The sequence below is a fragment of the Ruegeria sp. HU-ET01832 genome (assembly GCF_040371315.1).
In the GTDB taxonomy this organism is placed as follows: Bacteria; Pseudomonadota; Alphaproteobacteria; order Rhodobacterales; family Rhodobacteraceae; genus Ruegeria; species Ruegeria lacuscaerulensis_A.
This window is the reverse complement of record NZ_BAABWL010000001.1, coordinates 839,320-857,113: the sequence shown is the minus strand read 5'-3', so window position 1 is coordinate 857,113 and position 17,794 is coordinate 839,320. Positions and strand designations below refer to the sequence as shown.

Sequence of the window (17,794 nt, the reverse complement as noted above, 5' to 3'; positions counted from 1 at the left end):
TAACATGTCTGGCGATGCCATTGAATCTGAAGGAGGCCGTCGATGGTTTCACGTGTTATTCCCGTTAACCCCTTTGATCTGGTGCTTTTTGGCGCGACCGGGGATTTGGCGCAGCGCAAGATTCTGCCCGGACTTTATCATCGATTCGAGGTTGGCCAGATGCCGCCTGATGCACGGGTGATTGGTACAGCGCGGTCTGACATGGACAGTGACGGGTTCCGCGAGCAGCTTCGGGCGTCGATGCAGGAATTCGCACCCGGGTTCAAAAAGGATGTCCTGGATCGATTTTTGGCACAGGTCGAATATGTGCCGGTGGACGCGTTGGGTGATGCGGGGTGGTCGGATCTGGCCAAGACCTTGCGCCCCGATGTGGTGCGCGCGTTCTACCTGTCCGTCGGGCCCAGCCTGTTTTCCGGGATTGCGCAACGCTTGAACGATCACGGACTTGCGACGCCGGACAGCCGTATCGTGGTCGAGAAGCCGTTTGGGCATGATCTGGCCTCGGCCAAGGCGCTGAACGAAGGGTTGCGGGCTTGCTTTGAAGAGCATCAGATTTATCGGATCGATCACTATCTGGGCAAGGAAACCGTGCAGAACCTGATGGCTTTGCGTTTCGCCAATTCCCTGTTCGAGCCGCTGTGGAATGCCACCCATGTCGACCACGTCCAGATCACCGTGGCCGAAACCGTGGGGGTCGAGGGGCGGGGGGCCTATTACGATCAGTCTGGTGCAATGCGGGACATGGTCCAGAATCATCTGGTTCAGTTGTTGTGTCTTACCGCGATGGAGCCACCCTCGAAATTCGCGCCCAACGCGGTGCGCGACGAAAAGGTCAAGGTGATCGAGGCGCTGGAACCGGTCGAGTCCAAAGACATCGCCCGCGGTCAGTACCGCGCCTCGGATGGTAAAAACGGCTATGTCGATCATGTGGGCGATCCGGCCAGCCGCACCGAAAGCTATATCGCGTTGAAGGTTCATATCGGCAACTGGCGCTGGGCCGGCGTGCCGTTTTACCTGCGCACGGGCAAACGCCTGCGCGCGCGCGAATCCGAGATTGCGGTGTTCTTTCGCGACCCGCCGCATACGATTTTCCCGAATGTTGGCCCTCTGCACGGCAACGTGCTGGTGATCCGTCTGCAACCGGACGAAGGCATCACCCTGCGCACCACGATCAAAGACCCAGGTCCGGGTGGGTTCCGTCTGTCCGACGTGGCGCTGGACATGAGCTTTGCCGAGGCGCTGGGCGCGGATGCACGGGCGCAGGACGCCTATGAACGGCTTGTCATGGACGTCATTCGCGGCGACCAGACCCTGTTCATGCGTGGGGACGAGGCCGAGGCCGCCTGGGCTTGGGTTGATCCCATTATTCAGGGTTGGGAGGACCGCGGCGACCGGCCTGCACGCTACGATCAGGGCAGTTCCGGACCCGAAGAAGCCTTGATGCTAATGCATCGCGACGGGCGCCGTTGGCGTCAGATCGGAGGATAAACATGGTTCATTCTGTAATCACCGACGTCACCCAACGTATCATTGACCGCAGCGCCGATCTGCGCGGCTCTCACTTGGAACGGATGGAACAGGCCAAGTCCAAAGGCCCGGCCCGAGCGCACCTGTCCTGTAGTGGTCAAGCCCACGCCTACGCGGGTGCGGGCGAAGACCAACAATCAATGGCCACCGGAAGAGCGGGCAATCTAGGAATCGTCACCGCTTACAATGACATGCTCTCGGCCCACCAGCCGTTCGAGCGTTACCCGGCCCTGATCCGCGATGCGATCCGCGCAGCGGGTGGTACGGCGCAGGTCGCGGGCGGCGTTCCCGCCATGTGCGATGGCGTCACGCAGGGTGAGGCGGGGATGGAGCTGTCGCTGTTCTCGCGCGATGTGATTGCGCTGGCCACCGGCGTGGCACTCAGCCACAACACCTATGACGCTGCTGTTTTCCTGGGCGTCTGCGACAAGATCGTCCCCGGCCTGATCATCGGGGCGCAGGCGTTTGGCCATCTTCCCGCTGTTTTCCTGCCCGCAGGTCCCATGACCAGCGGTCTGCCGAATGATGAAAAGGCCAAGGTTCGCCAAAAATTCGCGACCGGAGAAGTCGGCCGCGACGAACTGATGAAAGCCGAAATGGCCGCCTATCACGGCCCCGGCACCTGCACCTTTTATGGCACCGCAAACACCAATCAGATGCTGATGGAATTCATGGGCCTGCACCTGCCGGGCTCCAGCTTCGTCAATCCCAACACACCCCTGCGCGATGCCCTGACCGAGGAAGGCGCGCGCCGCGCCCTGTCTCTCAGCGCGCTGGGCAATCACTATACGCCCGTGTGCCAGATCCTCGACGAACGCGCTTTTGTGAACGGGATTGTCGGCCTGATGGCCACAGGGGGTTCTACCAACCTGCTGATCCACCTGATCGCCATGGCCCGCGCGGGCGGGATCGTGCTGGACTGGCAGGATTTCTCTGACATTTCCGCCGTGGTGCCTTTGGTCGCGCGGGTCTATCCCAACGGTTTGGCTGATGTGAACCATTTCCACGCCGCAGGCGGGCTTGGCTATTGCATCGGCACTTTGTTGGAGGACGGCCTGCTGCACCCCGATACGCTGACGGTCGCAGGGCAGGGGCTGCACAATTACACCAAAGAACCCAAGCTGAAAGATGGCGAGTTGGTCTGGGAAGAAGGCGCGGGCCAAAGTCTGAACGAAAAAATTCTCCGTCCGGCCAGCGACCCGTTCCAACCCACCGGTGGCCTGTCACGCCTGACGGGCAATCTGGGAACGGGCGTCATGAAAGTCTCGGCCGTGGCCCCCGAACATCAGGTGGTCGAGGCACCGGTCCGCGTGTTCCACGACCAAGACGAGGTGAAAGCCGCGTTCAAGGCTGGAGAGTTCACTGGCGATGTCATCGTAGTCGTCCGCTTTCAAGGGCCAAAGGCCAACGGAATGCCTGAGTTGCATTCTCTGACGCCCATGCTGTCGATCCTGCAGGGCCGAGGCCACAAGGTCGCGCTTGTCACAGATGGTCGCATGTCGGGCGCATCCGGCAAGGTCCCCGCTGCGATCCATGTGGTTCCCGAGGCGCTGGACGGTGGCCCCATCGCCTGCCTGCAAGACGGCGATATCCTGCGCGTTGATGCGGTAAAAGGCGATTTGGAAATTCTGACGACCGGCGTGTTGGACCGCCCGCCCGCCACCGCCGACCTCAGCGCCAATCAGCACGGCGTCGGGCGCGACCTGTTCGGAGCCTTCCGCCAGAATGTCGGGTCCGCTGACACTGGCGCCAGCATTTTCGGAGTGTAAAACATGTCCAAAACCCAACGCACCCGCGAGATTTGCGCACTGGCCCCGATCGTGCCGGTTCTGGTCGTCGATGACGCTGCTCAAGCACGGCCTCTGGCCGAGGCGCTTGTCGCAGGCGGCCTCCCCGCGCTGGAGGTCACATTGCGCACCCCCTCGGCGCTCAGTGCGATCCGCGCCATGGCGCAGGTGTCGGGCGGTGTGGTCGGCGCAGGCACGCTGATCACCCCCGAAGACGTCCGCGCCGCGAAAGAGGCAGGTGCTCAATTCGGTGTCTCACCGGGCGCAACCGATGCCTTGATCGCAGCGTGTGAGGCCGAGGGCTTGCCGTTACTCCCCGGTGCTGCCACTGCGTCCGAGGCGATGCGTCTGCTGGAACAGGGCTACGACATGCTTAAATTCTTCCCGGCCGAAGCGTCCGGGGGCGCCCCGGCGCTTAAGGCTATTGGCGCGCCCCTTCCGCAAATCACATTCTGCCCAACAGGTGGCGTGTCTCCGTCAAATGCACGCGACTACCTGTCCTTGTCGAATGTTGCCTGCGCAGGCGGTAGCTGGGTCGCGCCCAAACAAATGGTCATGGATGGCGACTGGACCGGCATCGAAAAACTTGCACGTGAAGCGTCGCAGCTGATGGATTGACGCCGCGCCGGACGTCACTAAATTGGGCGTCAATTCAGACAGGTTGACCCCATGACAAACCACATCTCTCTCGCGCAGGGGCGCGAGTATCTGGCCATTCCTGGCCCCTCAGTAATGCCCGACGCAGTGTTGCAAGCAATGCATCGGCCTTCGCCCAATATCTATGATGGCGAACTGATCGAGATGATGCCCGCCCTGACCGCCGACCTTAAACGTGTGGCCCGAACCGACCACCATGTGGCGATTTACATCGCCAACGGTCACGGCACGTGGGAGGCAGCCTTGTCCAACGTGATCGCCCCCGGCGAAACGGTGCTGGCCCCTGCGTCGGGTCGGTTCACCTATGGTTGGGCAGAAATGGCCGAAGGGATCGGGGCCACGGCGCAGGTAATCAATTTCGGTACATCCTCGGGGTGGGACTTCGACCTGATTGCCGAGGCCCTCCGCGCCGACAAAGCGCATGAGATCAAGGCCGTACTGGCGGTGCATGTGGATACGTCCAGTTCGATCCGCAATGATATCCCGGCTCTGCGGGCCCTTTTGGATGACCTGACCCACCCGGCGCTGCTGATGGCAGATTGCATCGCCTCGCTAGGCTGCGACCGGTTCGAGATGGACGCCTGGGGCGTCGATGTCATGGTCACCGCCTGCCAAAAAGGGCTGATGACCCCGGCTGGCATCGGTTTTGTCTATTTCAATGAAAAAGCCGCTGCCAAACGCGCCACAATGCCCCGCGTTTCACAATATTGGGACTGGATACCCCGCACGCAGCCCGAACTGTTCTACCAGTATTTCAATGGCACCGCGCCGACGCATCATTTGTATGGGCTGAGGGCTGCACTCGACCTGATCCACGCCGAAGGGATCGAACATGTCTGGGCCCGCCACGAACGTCTCGCCACAGCTATTTGGGCGGCCTGCGAGACATGGGCCGATGGTGGAGCCCTCCACCTCAACGTCGCCGACCGTACCGACCGCAGCCATGCCGTCACCGCGCTGCGCCTGACCGACGGGCAGGGAACCCCGCTACGCCGCTTCACCGAAACCCAACTTGGCCTCACCCTTGGAATCGGGTTGGGGATGGAGGATTGGGACGGCTGTTTCCGCCTTGGCCATATGGGTCACGTAAATGGCCAAATGGTGATGGCGATGCTTGGCGGGATGGAAACGGCCATGGCAGCCCTCAACATACCTCGCGGCACAGGCGCGCTGGAGGCCGCTACCGCGATCTTGGCCGCGTGAACAGGGGGTCCGCTCTTCATCTGGCCAAAAATATCTTCGGGGGGAATCGCGCATCGGCGCGATGGGGGGCAGACAGCCCCCCTATGCGATCAGCCGCCCCGCGCTGCGGCCAATGCCTCTGGCAGCGCGGCTGCAAACAAATCCAGATCAGAAACCGCGCCACAGCTGACCCGAATGCAACGGTTCTGGGGCGCCACAAATGGCATCCGAACAAAAATACCCCGAGCGACCAGTGCCTCCAGCACAGCCTTGGCAAAAGCCCCATCCCGGCCACAATCGATTGCCACGAAATTCGTGGCCGAGGGCAGGGCTTCCAACCCATTGTCCCGCGCGATCTGTCCAATCCGATCGCGCGCATAGGTGATCTTCGCCTGAACTTGCTCCAACCATTCGGCATCTTGCAGTGCCGCCAGCGCACCGGCTTGCGCCGCGCGATTCATCCCGAAATGGTTGCGAACCTTGTTGAACGCCGAAATTAAACCGGGCGCAGCAATCGCATATCCCACCCGTGCACCCGCCATGCCATAGACTTTGGAAAACGTGCGCATTCGGATCGCCCTAGGATCACCGGCATCAATCGGCGCAGCAGTACCTTCTGGCGCGCATTCTACATAGGCTTCATCCAGCACCAATAAACATCCTGTGGGCAGTTTCTCCATTGCAGAAACGATGTCTGCGCCCATGTGCCAACTGCCCATCGGGTTGTCTGGATTGGCCAAGTAAACCAACTTGGCGTCAACCTCTGCCGCCTTTGCAAACAACGCGTCAAGGTCTTCATGGTCACCACGATAGGGTACCTTGTGAAGGATCCCTCCGAACCCGGCCACGTGATAGTTAAAAGTCGGATACGCCCCGTCCGAGGTCACCACCGCATCGCCGCGACCAACGAACAAGCGCACAAGATATCCAAGAAGACCGTCAATTCCTTCGCCCACGACGATATTCTCAGGCGCGACGCCGTGATGGTCGGCCAAGGCGTTCCGCAAATCATAGTTCTCGGGATCGCCATACATCCAGATGCCAGTGTCGGCCATCGCTTCGATCGCCCGTGGTGAGGGGCCGAAAACGCTTTCATTCGCACCCAATCGGGCCACAAATGGTGCGCCCTGCTGCCGCTCCTGCGTTTCGGGGCCGACGAACGGCACTGTGGCAGGCAAAGACAGGGCAAGAGGTGTGTATCGAGGTTGGGTCATGTGGGCAGATAAACGTAAGGTCACCCTTCAGGCAAGCTTGTGTTCCAAACCGTCGCCGCGCAGTCTGCTTGCAAGGCAGCGGGAGGAACATTCATGCGCATCGTATTCGGCCTGATTCTGATCGGGCTTGCCTATCTGGTATTCTGGCCGGTTGATGTTGATCCCGTTGCATGGGAGCCCCCAAAAGCCCCGGAATTTTCCGGCGAATTCGCGGAAAATAACGCGCTGGACAAGCTGGAGCTGATCAACCTGCCCGAAGATGCAGAAGGCCCTGAAGACCTTGCAATCACGGCAGATGGGGCGATCTACACGACTGCGTTGTCCGGTGCGCTGTACCGCATTGATGGAAACACGCCTGAAAAAGTGGATGATCTTGGCGGTCGCCCGCTGGGGCTGAAGGCCGGACCGGATGGGGCGCTTTACATTGCCGACAGTTTCCGTGGTCTGATGCGCTGGACCGGCCCCGGTACGCTGGAAACGCTGGTTTTCGATATTGCGGGTGCGCCGGTGATTTATGCCAATCAGCTGGATGTGGCGCAGGACGGCACGGTCTATTTCTCGAATTCTTCTGATCGGTTCGACCCCGAGACAATGGGCGGCACCAAGCCAACCTCGGTACTGACCATCTGGGAGCAGTCGGATACAGGCTATGTGGCCCGACGCAATCCTGACGGCAGCACCGAGAAAGTGGCTGAGGGGTTTGTCTATACCAACGGGGTCGCCCTCTCCCCGGACGAAGACTTTCTGCTGATCGCCGAAACCGGTCGCGCGCGCGTCCACAAGCTGTGGCTACAGGGTCCGAAATCCGGCCAGCGCGAGGTTCTGTTGGATAACCTGCCGGGCTATCCGGACAATATCGAGGCGCAGGGCGACGGGACCTACTGGATGGCGTTCGCCAGTCCGCGCGTGCCAACCGAGGCGCTTATGCCTTATCCATTTCTGCGCAAGGTGATCTGGCGACTTGGGCCAATGGTAAGGCCGGCACCGATTCACAGGGGAATGCTGATTCAGTTCGACGGCGAAGGAAACATCCTTCAGAACCTGCAAGATCCGGGCGGACGGCTGGGTATCACGACCGGTGGCCGGGTCGTGGGGGAGGATTTTTATGTCATGACGCTGGATTCGCCGTGGTTTGGTCGGATGTCTGCGTCAGAGCTGCCCCCACGTTGATCTGGAACTTGACGATCCTTCGGGGCATTGTTGTGCAAACCTGTTTTGAGAGGCCCGCATGTCACGCGTATCCGTCGAATACAAAGATCATATCGCCCACGTCACGCTGATACGCGGCGACAAGATGAACGCGTTGGATGATGCGATGATCAAAGCCATCCTGAACGCGGGTCAGGAAGTGGCCGCCTCGGACGCGAGGGCGGTAGTCCTGTCGGGTGAAGGCAAAAGCTTTTGCGCCGGGTTGGACATGGCAAGTTTTGCCAAGATGGCGCATATGGATCCGTCAGAATGGTTGATGACACGCAGCCATGAAGACGCGAATGAGATGCAGGAACTCGCTTTGATCTGGCGGCGTTTGCCTATGCCGGTGATCTGTGCGGTCCAGGGCGTGGCCTATGGTGGTGGTTTGCAGATCGCGCTGGGCGCAGATATTCGGATTGCCCATCCCGACACCAAACTGGCGGTGATGGAGATGAAATGGGGCATTATTCCCGACATGGGGGGGATGGTGTTGCTGCCCAAACTGGTGCGTACAGATGTGCTGCGCCTACTGACCTATACTGCGCGACCCATCGGCGCGGCGCAGGCGGAGGAATGGGGACTGGTAACCAAGCTTTCAGATGACCCGCTGACCGAAGCGATTGCGCTGGCTGAAAACATCGCCGGGCAAAGCCCCTCAGCCGTGCGCGCCGCAAAGCGCCTGATCGACTTGGCCGAAACTCAACCACGTGCCGAGGTGCTTTTGGCCGAATCCTCAGAACAGGTGGAGTTGATCGGCAAGCCCGAGCAGATGGAGGTCATCGCAGCCCAGATGCAAGGCCGCAAGCCGGTCTTCAAGTGATCACCGCATGAAGGTGCGTCGCGCATCGCGGGCCATGTTATAGCGCATTTCCAGATCTGCGATGCGCGCCATCGCCCGCTTGCGGGCATTCGGATCGGTCAGCTTGGCATAGTCCTTGCGGGCGGTATCGAGGTCTTTCTTGATCGCAAACTCTTGGGGCAGAACACCCGCCTGTGCCATAATCCTGTGACCAGCTGCGATGGCTGGATCGCACTGCGCATTGGACGAACGATCAGGCAGAGGTTTGCCTTCCCCTTCAAGGCCCTTCAATTGCCCTTCGGCTTGCGCCTTCCTGATCTGGCGTTCAATGAGTTTTCCAAACGACCCAAACATGGGCTGATTATAAGTCAGAGTAAGGCTAAGCGCTAGCGGATGCGGTTCGACACCAGATAGGCGAGCCCCCCGGCCAGCAAGCCCCAAACCGCTGCCCCCAGACCAAAGACCGAGATACCCGAGGCCGTGATCGCAAAGGTCAGAATAGCGGCCTCGCGCTCGGTCGGAACCTCCAGTGCGGCGGCGGTGGCGTTGGCCAGCACTCCGATCAGCGCAATTCCGGTCAGGGTGCCCATCAGCAGCGGATCAGCGTGTAAAGCAAAGCCGGTTATGGCCACAGCGAACACGCCGAAGATGCAATAGAACACGCCCGCCATCACTGCCGACCAATAGCGTTGGGTCGGGTCGGGGTGACTGTCCTCGTTCGAACACATTGCAGCGGTGATCGCAGCCAGACAGGTGGCCGGAGCGCCAAACGGCGCCGACAGGATGCTGGACGCGCCAACGGACGAAAACAACCGACCGGATGCGGGGTCATAGCCAAAGCTGCGCATCACCGCGATACCGGGGATGTTCTGAGTGGCCATAGTGACGATGAAAAGCGGGACGCCGATTCCGATGACCGAGGCCAACGAGACTGTGGGCATCGTCCACACCGGGGCCGACACCCATTGCGCTGGCGCTACCGATGCCTCACCCGCGTTCAAGATGACCATGATCGCTGCGGCCACCACAGCTGCGGGCACGGCAAACAGGCGGTTGATCCGACCGGCGATGAACCATGTCAGGATCACGGGCAGCGCCTGCCAGGGCAACTCGACAGCAGCTTTGAATGGGACGATACACAACGGCAGCAACACGCCGCCCAGCATCGCCTGCGCCAGTGTTGTGGGGATCGCGGCGGCGAGCCGGCCCAAGGGTCTCCAAAGCCCAGCCAGTACCGTCAACGCACCTGCACACAGAAAGGCCCCCGTGGCCTCGGCAAACCCGGCGGCGGGCATGGCGGATACGGCCAGCAGCGCAGCGCCCGGTGTTGACCAGGCTACGCTGATCGGCTGCCGATACCACAGGCTTAACCCGATCGCCGTCAGCCCCATCGCAATCGCGGCCATCATCAAACCGGACGCGGATTGCGCCGCCGATGCCCCCATCGCGGCTAGCCCTTGCAACACGATTGGGAACGAGCTGAAAAAGCCGACAATCGCGACGACCAACCCAGTCGAGACGGTCTGGAGCGGAGGGGCTGCGCGTGTCATCTGGGCCTGGGGCGGTGTCATGTGCCAGAGCTAACAAGCCTTTGAACCACGCGGCAAGCCCTTTGATGGCAAAAGAAAACCCCGCCACAGGGGCGGGGTCTGCTTAGGCGTATTTACCTAAAGATCAGGCGATCTCGGCCAGACGGGCCAGCGCCTCGTTCAGCTTGGCCTCTTCTTCCTCGCGGGCGGCTAGGTTGGCTTTGGCTTCCTCAACCACCTCTTCCGGGGCTGAGGCCACGAATTTGGGATTGTTCAGACGCCCGCGCAGGCCGCCCAACTCCTTGGCCAGTTTACCCTTGGCTTTCTCCAGCCGTTCCTTTTCAGCGCCGATGTCGATGATATCGGCCAGCGGCAGACCGAAGGACGCGCCGGGGGCGGCGATTGAGATGGTGCCTTTTGGCAGTTCATCGGCCTTGGTCAGGCTATCGATCCGGGCCAGACGCTTGATCAACGCCTCGTTGCGGTCCCATGCGGCTTGGCCATGGGCGTCGATCTCTGTCACCAGCATCGGCACATAAAGCCCCGCCGGAACCCGCATCTGCGCGCGGGCCGAGCGGGTGTTTTCGATCACCGAGATCACCCAGTTCATCTCACGATCCGCATCGGCGTCGACCAGTTCGGTGCCATACGTCGGCCAGTCGGCGTGGACGACCATTTTCGCGCGGTTGCCAGTCAGTCCCCAGAGTTCCTCGGTGATGAAGGGCATGATCGGGTGCAGCAGGACCATGCACTGATCCAGCACCCAGCGCATGGTGGCGCGGGTCTCGGCCTGAGCCTCGGCATCGTCGCCTTGCAGCAGAGGTTTCGACAGCTCCACATACCAGTCGCAGACCTTGCCCCAGACAAAAGCATAAAGCCCGTTCGCGGCGTCGTTGAAGCGGTAGCTTTCCAGTGCCGCGTCAACCTCGGCCCGCACGCGGGCGGTTTCGCCGATGATCCAGCGGTTCACGGCGGCTTTGGGTTTCAGGTCGGCCACGTCCAGTTGCGGGACGGCGTCGGTGAAGACCTCGTTCATCTCGGCAAAGCGGACGGCGTTCCACAGCTTGGTGCCGAAGTTGCGATAGCCGGTGATGCGGTCGCGGGACAGTTTCAGGACGCCGCCGATGGCCGCCATCGAGGCGTTGGTGAAGCGCAGCGCGTCGGCGCCGAATTCGTCCACGATCTCTAGCGGGTCGATGACGTTGCCGGTGGTCTTGGACATCTTTTTGCCCTTCTCGTCGCGGACGAGCGAGTGCAGGTAGACGGTGTGAAACGGGATTTCGTTCACCACGGCCAGTTGCATCATCATCATACGGGCGACCCAGAAAAACAGGATATCCGCGCCTGTGATCAGAACGTCGGTGGGGAAGTAACGCTCTAGTTCCTCGGTCTGCTCGGGCCAGCCCAGCGTGCCGATGGGCCAGAGGCCGGAGGAGAACCACGTGTCGAGGACGTCGGGGTCGCGCCACACCGGATAGACCAACTTGGTCGGGTCTTGTTCGACCGCGTAATGGGCAAGGCTTTCAGCGAACTGATGGATCGCTTCATGCTTGTCTGCGACTTCGATGACCGTCGCGTGGCTCAAAGGGCTAGGAATGTCAGCGTTATCGTCGAGGAATTTTTCAGTGACGGCTTCAAGGCTTGCGGCACATTCCATGACATTGCCACGATGCAGCATGCCGCCTTCGTTCAGCAAACGGCCCAATTCGACCAGATCAAGGTTGCCGTCGTTTTCGTCATCCTTGAAGTTCTTGGCCGACAGATCGAGCCCATACCAAACCGGAATCTGATGGCCCCACCACAGCTGACGCGAGATGCACCAGGGCTCGATGTTTTCCAGCCAGTGGTAATAGGTCTTCTCGCCCGACTCCGGGATGATCTTGACCGTACCGTTCTTGACTGCATCCAGCGCAGGGCCGACGACCTTTTCGGCATCCACAAACCATTGGTCGGTAAACATCGGCTCAATCACCACCTTCGAACGATCGCCGAAGGGCTGCATGATCGGTTTGCTTTCGACCAGCGGGACCAGCGCCGCCGGGTCGTCATCCTCGCCCAGCTTGGTGCCCAGACGCGGATCATCGGCGCGGGTCATGACGGCCAGACCGTCGGCGGTGATTTCCTCAACGACTTTCGCACGCGCTTCGAACCGATCGAGGCCGCGCAGGTGATCGGGGATCAGGTTGATCGCGTCGATCTCGTTCTCGGTGAATTCGCGACCACGCGCGTATTCCTGTGCCTTGTCGGCCTCATCGGCATAAGGCGCGCCATCGGCCCGCATCGCGCCTTTGGTGTCCATCAGGCGGTACATCGGAATGCCGCCGCGCTTGGCGACCATGTTGTCGTTGAAGTCATGCGCGCCGGTGATCTTCACCGCGCCCGAGCCGAAATCGGGATCGGGATACTCATCGGTGATGATCGGAATCTGGCGGCGATGTTCTTTCGGGCCAACCGGGATTTCGCAGAGTTTCCCGATGATTGGGGCGTAACGCTCATCCGACGGATGAACCGCAACCGCGCCGTCTCCCAGCATGGTTTCGGGGCGGGTCGTGGCGATCGAGATATAGTCGCGGTCTTCCTCCAGCACGACGTTCCCATCCTCGTCCTTTTCGACATAGGTATAGGTCTCACCCCCGGCCAGCGGGTATTTGAAGTGCCACATGTGGCCGGGCGTTTCGATGTTCTCGACTTCCAAATCCGAGATCGCAGTCTCGAAATGCGGGTCCCAGTTGACCAACCGCTTGCCGCGATAGATCAGGCCCTTTTCGTACATATCGACGAAAACCTTGATGACCGCGTCGTGAAAGTTCGCAGAATTTTCGTGGCCGGTACGCGGATCACGCGGTGCGCCCGCCATGGTGAAGGCGTTGCGCGACCAGTCGCAGGAGGAGCCCAGACGCTTCAGCTGTTCGATGATCGTGCCGCCGTATTCGCCCTTCCATTCCCAGACCTTGTCGAGAAACGCCTCGCGCCCCAGTTCGCGGCGACCGGGTTGCTGGGTGGCGGCCAGCATCTTTTCCACCTGCATCTGCGTGGCGATGCCGGCGTGGTCCTGACCAGGCTGCCACAGCGTGTCGAACCCGCGCATCCGGTGCCAGCGGGTCAGGATGTCTTGCAGGGCGTTGTTGAACGCGTGGCCCACGTGCAAAGCGCCCGTCACGTTGGGCGGCGGGATCATGATGGTAAAGCTTTCGTCGCGCGAGCGGTTCGCGCCTGCCTTGAAGGCTCCGGCCTGTTCCCAGGCCTCGTAGATGCGGGCCTCGGCCTCGGCCGCGTTGAATGTCTTTTCCATCGCCATGGGGTGCGTCCTGCGTCATCAATCTCGGGTCAGCGATTGCAATAGCGAATGGAGGCGGGAAGGGGAAGGGTGCGTGTGCTATCCGGCCTGTGCAAAACGGGCGTGGAAGTAGTCCTGCACCCTCTGATAGGCCGGTTCGTGGAAATCCAGCGTCAGCAGAGAGTGATCCTTGCCCTCATATTCCTGCGTTTCAAGGTCGTCACCAAAGGCGTCTTGCAGAGCACACATCAGACGTTTCGGGGCCAGCTTGTCATCCGCATAACGCATCGCAAGCCCAGGGCCTTTGGCAGCCATGCCCCCGCGGGCTTGTGCGATGTCATCGGGGCTCATGTGCAGTTCATCGCCGCCAAAGATCGGCAGGGCGGGCTGACTGGCAACGCCGCCCACAACCGCATCCTCGGCCATCAGGGTCAGGGCAAAGCTTCCGGTCAGGCACATACCGATGACACCCACGCCTGCTGCGTTGTCGCGGGACTTGATTTCGGCCGCCAGCGACCGCATCCAGCCTGCGATTGGGCTTTGGCGACCTTTGAGGAACATGTTGAACTCGCGCCGGACGCAAAACAAGCGAGCCATGTTGCGGCCCATTGTGACTTTGCCATAGGTGCCGAACATATGCGGCAGGTAGACACGAAACCCCGCCCCGTTCAGGCGTTTGGCCACATCCAGCGTTTCCGGCCCAATCCCGGGCAATTCCTGCAGGATCAGGATGGGTGGGCCTTCGCCCCCGGCATAAACGTCATGGGTTGCGGTCTTGCCGCTCGTCATCGCGGCAGAGAAAGGGAAAACGGTATCATGTGTCCAGGTCATGGGGTCTGAGGCTATCGGAATCCCGCAGAACTTAAAGTCCAAACCCCTGTCTTTTTCTGGACATCGCCCACACGCGGGCTAGGGTCGCCTTCGGAACCGCGCAGGAGGGTCGCCCCATGGAAAAATTCGGCAGAAGCCAGCCCGTCAAACGGACCGAGGATCAGAGGTTTCTGACCGGGCAGGGGCACTACATGGACGATGTCGTGCCAGATGGTGCCCTGCGCGCCGTGTTTGTCCGCTCGCAGGTGGCAAATGGAGTGATCACGGCGCTTGATCTGGACGCGGCGCGCGCTGCTGATGGGGTTCGGCTGGTGATGACGCTGGAGGATCTGAAAGAGGCCGGGATTGACACCGTGATCAACGCGACGACGGTCAAGAACCGGGACGGCTCGCCCGCAGCAGCGCCTGCGCGTCACATGCTGTCGACCGACCGCGTGCGCTTTGTTGGCGAACCGATCGCGGTGGTCATTGCTGACAATCAAGCCCAGGCCCGTGACGCCGCCGAACTGGTCTTGGTCGAGATTGACGAACGCCCCGCCAAGCTGGACGTGGACGCGGGTGGAGAGACCTTGCACCCCGAAGCGCCGGATAATCGCGCCTTTGACTGGGGTCTGGGCAACGAGGCCGCGACCAAGGCCGCGTTTCAGGCTGCGGCGCATACTGTATCGCTCAATGTGGTGGATAATCGGGTCATCATTGCCTCGATCGAGCCGCGCGGCTGTCAGGCCAACTGGGTCGATGGTCGCCTGCATTTTGCCTATGGCGGACAGGGGGTTTGGGCCATGCGCGCTCAACTGGCGCAAAAGCTGCGGGTCGAGCCTGAAGACATCCGCGTCACCACTCCGGATGTGGGTGGCGGCTTTGGTATGAAGGTGATGCCCTACCCGGAATATTTCTGCACGGCCGTTGCGGCGAAGAAGCTGGGAAAACCCGTGCACTGGATTTCCGACCGGTCCGAGGCGATGCTGTCTGACCATCATGGCCGCGACCTGACCTCGCTGGCCGAACTGGCGTTTGATGCCGATCACCGGATCACGGCCTATAGCGTTCACAGCAAGATCAATCTGGGGGCCTATAACAGCCATTTCGGGCAGGCGATTCAGACAAGCCTGTTTAGCAAGGTTTTGATGGGCGTTTACGACGTCCAGACGACCTATCTGCGGGTTGAAGGGTTCTTTACCAACACCACACAGGTCGATGCCTATCGCGGTGCGGGCCGCCCCGAGGCGATTTATGTGCTGGAGCGCGTCATGGACCGCGCCGCGCGCGAATTGGGCGTGGACCCGTGGGAGCTGCGCCGCAAGAATTTCATCCGCCCCGAGGCGTTTCCCTACACTTCTGCCACGGGCGAGACCTACGATGTGGGCGACTTCAATATGATCCTGTCCCGCGCGGGCGAACAGACTGAGGGGTTTGCTGCCCGCAAAGCAGCCGATGCCGAACGCGGCCTGATCCGGGGGCAGGGGCTGTGTTACTATATCGAAAGTATTTTGGGTGATCCTTCCGAAAACGCGAAAGTGGAGTTCTGCGAGGGTGGCACCGTGAACCTCTATGTCGGCACCCAATCGAACGGGCAGGGGCATGAGACGGTTTATGCCCATTTCCTGTCAGATCAGACCGGGATTCCGGCGGACCGGATTAATGTGGTGCAGGGCGACAGCGATCAACTTCCTCATGGTGGCGGTACTGGTGGGTCTCGGTCCGTTACGGTGCAAAGCACGGCCACACTGGCGACAATCGACGTCATGATCGCCGCATTCACGCCCTATCTGGCCGATAAGATGGGGGTGGAGGAAAGCGATGTGACATTCGATCACGAAACCTTTCGCGCGCCGGGGTCGAACCTGACGCCCACCCTGACCGAGGCCGCGGATATGGCCCGCGCCGATGGCCGCACTGATCTGCTGCAACATCACGCGCGCGCCAACCTGGATGCGCGCAGCTATCCCAATGGCGCACATGTTGCCGAAATCGTCATTGATTCTTACACCGGAGAAACCTGGGTCGACCGCTATACAGTGGTCGATGATTTTGGTAACCTTATCAACCCGATGCTGGCCGAAGGGCAAGTACATGGTGGTGTGGTCCAGGGGATCGGACAGGCGCTGACCGAGCGTGTTGTGCATGATGCGCAGGGGCAACTGCTCACGGCTTCGTTGATGGACTATGCCTTGCCGCGCGCCGCCGAGATACCCATGATTAAGTTTACCTCGGCGCCGGTTCCGTCAACTTCAAACCCGATGGGTATGAAGGGATGCGGTGAGGCAGGCACCGTGGGCGCGCTGGCCGCAGTGGCAAATGCGGTTCAGGATGCGCTCTGGGATCACGGGGTGCGACAGGCGGATATGCCTTTCACACCTCAAAGAGTATGGGAGTTGCTGACGCATGGATCTGTCGCGGCTGAGTAGAAAGGTACTGGGATGGCTCGGACGGCCTCTGCGGTCCGAACACTCAGCCGAATCGCGCCACCGTGAACCGATCAGCCATGTGATTATCCTCGACGGGACCATGTCGACGCTGGAACCGGGGTATGAGACCCACGCAGGCCAGACCTTGCGCCTGTGTTGTGAAATGGGCAGCAAGGTTTCTGTCTTTTACGAATCCGGGGTGCAGTGGGAAAGCTGGAAGTCCTCGCTGGACGTGATGATGGGGCGGGGGATCAACCGCCAGATCAGGCGTGCTTATGGCTATCTGGCATCGCGCTACAAACCAGGCGACCGGATTTATTTCATCGGCTATTCGCGCGGGGCATACGGCGTGCGCAGCCTTGCCGGGGTGATCGATTTGATCGGGTTGCTCAAGGCCGAACACGCGACCGAGCGGAACATCAAACAGGCCTATCGCCACTATGAATGCAACGCCAACGGCAAAGCGGCGGCTGAATTCCGGCAAGCCTTCTGCCACGAGGATGTGGCGATAGAAATGGTTGGTGTCTGGGACACGGTTAAAGCGCTGGGCCTGCGCCTGCCGCTGTTGTGGCGCTGGGCCGAAGAACGCCACTCCTTCCACAACCATCAGCTCGGCCCCGCCACCCGCCACGGCTATCACGCCATGGCGCTGGATGAGACCCGCGAGGTGTTCGAACCGGTTTTGTGGAAATGTACCCCCGATTTCAAGGGTCATGTAGAGCAGGTCTGGTTCCGCGGTACGCACGGGGACGTCGGCGGCCAGTTGAACGGGTTCGAAGAGGCCCGTCCGCTCAGCAACATTTCCCTGATCTGGATGCTGGACAAGGCCGAGATGCACGGCCTGCCTCTACCTGACGGGTGGCGCGAGCGGTTCCCGACCGATACATCGGCGCGGTCGGTGGGCACATGGCGCGGCTGGGGCAAGATTTTCCTGCTGCGTAAGTACCGAAAAGTGGGGCGCGACCGGTCCGAGCGACTGCATGTCTCGGTCTCGCCGGATGATCTGCCGGGGTGGGTGCCGATTCCGGATTTGCCGTCACATCCGGCGCAGTGAAAGTTTGAAGTTGGGCCAGTGCCTCTAAGATTACCGGAACCTCAATGTCGGGGTTTATCCCAATCTTACTTCGCCTTGCTCGTAAGCTACTGTACTGATACCCTAACTATACGCTTGGCACTTAAGCTGGGCAGTGGAGATTTCATGTTTACGATTGCGGGAAACCGCTAAGTCCTGAATGCAGGACGACCAAGCCAAATAGTGCCTGCACGAAAGTGTTAGGCTTTCATTTTCGCATGGCTCGTGAACGCTCAAATTAACATCACCGATGCATGAGCTTTGCGCCCGTCACATCACGCGTATTTGCTTGATTGACGGCACGAAGAAAGACGGAAAAT

At 60.6% G+C, this 17,794-nt stretch carries 13 protein-coding genes; 8 read left to right on the top strand and 5 right to left on the bottom strand.

The window, feature by feature from the left end:
• Nucleotides 1-42: 42 nt before the first annotated feature.
• From zwf to ABWV79_RS04305, 4 genes are read left to right on the top strand one after another with little or no spacing between them, the layout of a single operon-like run.
• Nucleotides 43-1,488 (top strand): glucose-6-phosphate dehydrogenase, encoded by a 1,446-nt coding sequence (gene zwf, locus ABWV79_RS04320; RefSeq protein ID WP_353390588.1) that lies wholly within the window; start codon nucleotides 43-45, stop codon nucleotides 1,486-1,488.
• Nucleotides 1,489-1,490: 2 nt separating this feature from the next.
• Complete coding sequence (gene edd / locus ABWV79_RS04315) at nucleotides 1,491-3,296, top strand: phosphogluconate dehydratase (protein ID WP_353390587.1); 1,806 nt, start codon at nucleotides 1,491-1,493, stop codon at nucleotides 3,294-3,296.
• Nucleotides 3,297-3,299: 3 nt separating this feature from the next.
• Nucleotides 3,300-3,932 carry a bifunctional 4-hydroxy-2-oxoglutarate aldolase/2-dehydro-3-deoxy-phosphogluconate aldolase gene (eda, locus tag ABWV79_RS04310; RefSeq protein ID WP_353390586.1) on the top strand — a complete coding sequence of 211 codons (633 nt, stop codon included), beginning with the start codon at nucleotides 3,300-3,302 and terminating at the stop codon, nucleotides 3,930-3,932.
• Between the two features lie 51 nt (nucleotides 3,933-3,983).
• Nucleotides 3,984-5,174: a pyridoxal-phosphate-dependent aminotransferase family protein gene (locus ABWV79_RS04305; RefSeq protein WP_353390585.1), complete on the top strand. Its 1,191-nt coding sequence runs from the start codon at nucleotides 3,984-3,986 to the stop codon at nucleotides 5,172-5,174.
• Between the two features lie 89 nt (nucleotides 5,175-5,263).
• On the opposite strand, the gene ABWV79_RS04300 is transcribed toward ABWV79_RS04305, so the two are convergent.
• Nucleotides 5,264-6,367, bottom strand: coding sequence for a pyridoxal phosphate-dependent aminotransferase (locus ABWV79_RS04300; RefSeq protein WP_353390583.1), 1,104 nt, complete (start codon nucleotides 6,365-6,367; stop codon nucleotides 5,264-5,266).
• A 93-nt stretch (nucleotides 6,368-6,460) separates the two neighbouring features.
• Between ABWV79_RS04300 and ABWV79_RS04295 the strand changes: the two genes are divergently transcribed.
• Together ABWV79_RS04295 and ABWV79_RS04290 are read left to right on the top strand one after the other, a co-directional pair.
• Nucleotides 6,461-7,537, top strand: coding sequence for an SMP-30/gluconolactonase/LRE family protein (locus tag ABWV79_RS04295; RefSeq protein ID WP_353390582.1), 1,077 nt, complete (start codon nucleotides 6,461-6,463; stop codon nucleotides 7,535-7,537).
• Between the two features lie 58 nt (nucleotides 7,538-7,595).
• Nucleotides 7,596-8,378, top strand: a complete 783-nt coding sequence (locus tag ABWV79_RS04290) for a crotonase/enoyl-CoA hydratase family protein (protein WP_353390581.1) — start codon at nucleotides 7,596-7,598, stop codon at nucleotides 8,376-8,378.
• Here ABWV79_RS04290 and ABWV79_RS04285 read toward each other — a convergent pair whose 3' ends face one another.
• From ABWV79_RS04285 to ABWV79_RS04270, 4 genes are all read right to left on the bottom strand, one after another.
• The gene (locus tag ABWV79_RS04285) at nucleotides 8,379-8,711 is read right to left on the bottom strand and encodes a DnaJ family domain-containing protein (RefSeq protein ID WP_353390580.1); all 333 of its coding nucleotides are present in this window, start codon (nucleotides 8,709-8,711) and stop codon (nucleotides 8,379-8,381) included.
• A gap of 32 nt (nucleotides 8,712-8,743) precedes the next feature.
• Entirely contained in the window at nucleotides 8,744-9,928 is a 1,185-nt protein-coding gene (locus ABWV79_RS04280) for a benzoate/H(+) symporter BenE family transporter (RefSeq protein ID WP_353390579.1), read from the bottom strand.
• Between the two features lie 103 nt (nucleotides 9,929-10,031).
• On the bottom strand, nucleotides 10,032-13,184 hold the full coding sequence (locus tag ABWV79_RS04275) for a valine--tRNA ligase (protein WP_353390578.1): 3,153 nt from the start codon (nucleotides 13,182-13,184) through the stop codon (nucleotides 10,032-10,034).
• 78 nt (nucleotides 13,185-13,262) lie between these two features.
• Nucleotides 13,263-13,994: a dienelactone hydrolase family protein gene (locus ABWV79_RS04270; protein WP_353390577.1), complete on the bottom strand. Its 732-nt coding sequence runs from the start codon at nucleotides 13,992-13,994 to the stop codon at nucleotides 13,263-13,265.
• A 116-nt stretch (nucleotides 13,995-14,110) separates the two neighbouring features.
• Between ABWV79_RS04270 and ABWV79_RS04265 the strand changes: the two genes are divergently transcribed.
• Both ABWV79_RS04265 and ABWV79_RS04260 read left to right on the top strand, forming a co-directional pair.
• Complete coding sequence (locus ABWV79_RS04265) at nucleotides 14,111-16,402, top strand: xanthine dehydrogenase family protein molybdopterin-binding subunit (RefSeq protein ID WP_353390576.1); 2,292 nt, start codon at nucleotides 14,111-14,113, stop codon at nucleotides 16,400-16,402.
• Nucleotides 16,380-17,456: a T6SS phospholipase effector Tle1-like catalytic domain-containing protein gene (locus ABWV79_RS04260; protein ID WP_170354986.1), complete on the top strand. Its 1,077-nt coding sequence runs from the start codon at nucleotides 16,380-16,382 to the stop codon at nucleotides 17,454-17,456. Before ABWV79_RS04265 ends, ABWV79_RS04260 begins: the two co-directional genes overlap by 23 nt.
• Nucleotides 17,457-17,794: the final 338 nt, after the last annotated feature.

What these genes read in the sequence shown, in the direction of transcription:
- zwf (WP_353390588.1), top strand. Translation starts at nt 43, where the DNA reads ATGGTTTCACGTGTTATTCCCGTTAACCCCTTTGATCTGGTGCTTTTT.
- edd (WP_353390587.1), top strand. Translation starts at nt 1,491, where the DNA reads ATGGTTCATTCTGTAATCACCGACGTCACCCAACGTATCATTGACCGC.
- eda (WP_353390586.1), top strand. Translation starts at nt 3,300, where the DNA reads ATGTCCAAAACCCAACGCACCCGCGAGATTTGCGCACTGGCCCCGATC.
- ABWV79_RS04305 (WP_353390585.1), top strand. Translation starts at nt 3,984, where the DNA reads ATGACAAACCACATCTCTCTCGCGCAGGGGCGCGAGTATCTGGCCATT.
- ABWV79_RS04300 (WP_353390583.1), bottom strand. Translation starts at nt 6,367, where the DNA reads ATGACCCAACCTCGATACACACCTCTTGCCCTGTCTTTGCCTGCCACA.
- ABWV79_RS04295 (WP_353390582.1), top strand. Translation starts at nt 6,461, where the DNA reads ATGCGCATCGTATTCGGCCTGATTCTGATCGGGCTTGCCTATCTGGTA.
- ABWV79_RS04290 (WP_353390581.1), top strand. Translation starts at nt 7,596, where the DNA reads ATGTCACGCGTATCCGTCGAATACAAAGATCATATCGCCCACGTCACG.
- ABWV79_RS04285 (WP_353390580.1), bottom strand. Translation starts at nt 8,711, where the DNA reads ATGTTTGGGTCGTTTGGAAAACTCATTGAACGCCAGATCAGGAAGGCG.
- ABWV79_RS04280 (WP_353390579.1), bottom strand. Translation starts at nt 9,928, where the DNA reads ATGACACCGCCCCAGGCCCAGATGACACGCGCAGCCCCTCCGCTCCAG.
- ABWV79_RS04275 (WP_353390578.1), bottom strand. Translation starts at nt 13,184, where the DNA reads ATGGCGATGGAAAAGACATTCAACGCGGCCGAGGCCGAGGCCCGCATC.
- ABWV79_RS04270 (WP_353390577.1), bottom strand. Translation starts at nt 13,994, where the DNA reads ATGACCTGGACACATGATACCGTTTTCCCTTTCTCTGCCGCGATGACG.
- ABWV79_RS04265 (WP_353390576.1), top strand. Translation starts at nt 14,111, where the DNA reads ATGGAAAAATTCGGCAGAAGCCAGCCCGTCAAACGGACCGAGGATCAG.
- ABWV79_RS04260 (WP_170354986.1), top strand. Translation starts at nt 16,380, where the DNA reads ATGGATCTGTCGCGGCTGAGTAGAAAGGTACTGGGATGGCTCGGACGG.